Annotated in this window: 5 protein-coding genes; all 5 read left to right on the forward strand. The window is 68.7% G+C overall.

The genetic code is table 11. The features are described 5' to 3' along the window. The coding region (locus BN903_RS08875) for a monovalent cation/H+ antiporter subunit E (RefSeq protein WP_048077395.1) at positions 1-987 on the forward strand (987 nt) is incomplete at its 5' end. Further along, positions 984-1289, forward strand: coding sequence for a cation:proton antiporter (locus BN903_RS08880; protein ID WP_048077396.1), 306 nt, complete (start codon positions 984-986; stop codon positions 1287-1289). The genes BN903_RS08875 and BN903_RS08880, both read left to right, overlap by 4 nt. Further along, entirely contained in the window at positions 1286-1618 is a 333-nt protein-coding gene (gene mnhG, locus BN903_RS08885; protein WP_048077397.1) for a monovalent cation/H(+) antiporter subunit G, read from the forward strand. The genes BN903_RS08880 and mnhG overlap by 4 nt, the downstream gene beginning before the upstream one ends. Then, positions 1615-2205 carry a DUF4040 domain-containing protein gene (locus BN903_RS08890; RefSeq protein WP_048077398.1) on the forward strand — a complete coding sequence of 197 codons (591 nt, stop codon included), beginning with the start codon at positions 1615-1617 and terminating at the stop codon, positions 2203-2205. Before mnhG ends, BN903_RS08890 begins: the two co-directional genes overlap by 4 nt. Next, the coding region (locus BN903_RS08895; protein WP_048077399.1) for an MnhB domain-containing protein at positions 2202-2723 on the forward strand (522 nt) is incomplete at its 3' end. The genes BN903_RS08890 and BN903_RS08895, both read left to right, overlap by 4 nt.

A 2723-nucleotide genomic window follows, 5' to 3' on the forward strand; every position in this document is an offset into this window, starting at 1 on the left:
GAGGCCCCCGGTGCCGCGGACGTCGAGGTCGTCACGGCGGTGATCGGCGCGGACGACTACCTGTTCGGTGCCGACGACTACGTCCGCGTCCTCGTGGAGTACGCCGAGCGCAACGACGCCGACCGCGTCGTGCTCGATCCCGAGTACACGCCGGTCGGGAACACGACGCTGCTCCAGCCGCTGGAGTTCGCGCTCTCGAACACGTCGCTGTCGGTCGAGACCGCGCCGGTCGACCGTCCGACCCGTCGCGAGCGGTTCCGCACCGAGGCAACGACCGGACGGTTCGTGGCGCTGTTCGGACTCTCGCTCGCGTTTTACCTGCTGTTGGGCGACCCGACGTACTGGTTCGACGCGGTGACGGGGGTCGCGACGGCGGCGATCGTGTCGATCACCCTCTCGCGAGTGAGCCTCGACTCGACTCCGGCGATCCCGCGGACGCCGATGCGAATCCTCCGCGGGCTGGTGTACGTCCCAGTACTGCTCTTCGAGATCCTGAAGGCGAACCTCGTCGTCGCCCGCGTCATCCTCGATCCGCGGCTCCCGATCGAACCGACGATGAACCGAGTGCGGGTGATCGTCGGGAGCGGTCTCCCGCTGATGACGCTCGCGAACTCGATCACGCTGACGCCCGGGACACTGACGGTCCGCGCTCGCGACAGCGACCTGTACGTCCACTCGCTCGTCCCGTGGGCCCGCGAGGGCCTGTTCGACGGCTCCTTAGAGCGGTGGACGCGCTTTGTCTACTACGGCCGCCGGTCGGCGCGCCTGCCGACCCCCCGCGAGCGCGACGACGTCGCGATCCTCCAGGGCGACGACGCGACCGAGGAGCTGCCGATCGCCGCCGCCGACGGCGGACGGGCGGACGCGACTGACGAGATTAATACGGTTGACGCCACGGATCCGTCCGCGGCGACTGACACGATCGATACGACCGACGACGAGGACGCGACCGCTCCGGTCGACGGCAGGGAGGTGATTGACCGATGAGCCTCGTGGACGCCACGCTCGCGGCCGGCTACACTCTCGGTGACTTCCTCCTCGTTGCGGCCGCCGGGTTCGCCGTCCTCGCGGTGGGGATGCTCTACCGCGCGGTCGTCGGGCCGACGATGCAAGACCGGGTGCTTGCGGTAAACGTCCTCGGGACGAACACCGTCGTCATCCTCGCGATTCTCGGGGCTGCGCTCGGTGAGCCGACGTTCCTCGACATCGCCTTAGTGTACGCCCTGTTGAATTTCCTGATGGCGATTGCCATCTCGAAGTTCACCGTCGAACAGGGGGGTGTGTTATGACCGCCGCCGCGCTGGAGACGGCCCGGGTCTGGCTGATCGTCGTGTTCACGCTGCTCGGGCTGTTTTTTTCGTTCGTCTCGATGACGGGCGTGCTCCGGCTGCCGGACGTCTACTCCCGGGCGCACACCGCCTCGCAGGCGGACACGCTGGGGGCCGGCTTCGGGCTCGCCGCCGTGGCGCTCACCGTCGGGCTGGCGGGGGCCGGATTCAAGTCGGTCCTCCTGCTGTTTTTCATCTTCCTGACGAACCCGACCGCGGCCCACGCGATCGCGCGGGCCGCCTTCGAGGAGGGCATCGTGCCGTGGACCAACGGGGATGATCGCCGATGACCGGCGCGCTCGCGTCTGTCGGGCCCGTCGGCGCGCCGGTCGTCGCGCAGGTGACAGCCATCGAGGCGAGCCTGTTCGCCTTCGTGGTGTTGACCGCGCTGTTCACCGCGCTGGCGCGCGACGTGCTCGCCGCGGTGATCATCTTCGGCGCGTACAGCCTCGGGATGGCCGCGCTGTACACGTTCTACCGCGCCCCGGACGTCGCGATGACCGAGGCCGCGATCTCCGCCGGAGTGACCACCGTGCTGCTACTCCTCACGCTCGCGAAGACGACCCGCCGCGACCACGAGGCCGCCTTCGAGTCGGTGAACCTCCCCGCCGTGGGAGCGGTCGGGCTGCTGTTCGGCGGGCTGATGCTCACCATGGGCGACATCCCGGCCGTCGGCTCCGCGGACGCACCGATCTGGTCGAACCCGGACGTGAGCCAGTGGTACATCGCGGAGACGTACGCCGAGACGGGTGTCGAGAACTCGGTGATGGCCGTGTTGGCGGCGTTCCGCGGGTTCGATACCTTCGGCGAGGCGGTCGTCGTCTTCGCGGCCGGGATCGCCGCCCTCATCGTCCTCCACCGGGAGGTGTTCGCATGAGCGGTACAGACTCCGGCGTCGACGACGACGACGCCGTCAACACCGACGCCGCTGATTCCGGGTTCGCTTCCGACGGCGGATTCAGCCGCGATCGACCGCCCCGAAGCGACGGGCGGCTCGACTCGGACCACCGGCAGGGAACCCCGTACACGGAGAGTCAGGTGATCATGCCGACGGTGAAGATCGTCGCGCCGTTCGCGTTCACTTACGGGCTGTTCGTCACCTTCCACGGCGGTGGCTCTCCGGGCGGCGGGTTCCAGGGCGGCGCGATAGTCGCGGCGGTCGTGTTCATGATCGCGTTCGCGTTCGGCATCGAAGCCACCCGCCAGTGGCTCGCAAACACCGTGATCGTCGGGCTCGCGGTCGGTGGAACGCTCGTGTTCGCCGGGATCGGACTGGTTCCGGTCGCGCTCGGCGGCGCGTTCCTCCAGTACGAGCTTCTCCCGATCCCCGACCCGGTCAAGTACGGGATGGAGGGCGTCGAGATCCTCGGGATCGGGACCATCGTTGCCGGCGTG

It is taken from the genome of Halorubrum sp. AJ67 (assembly GCF_000513435.1).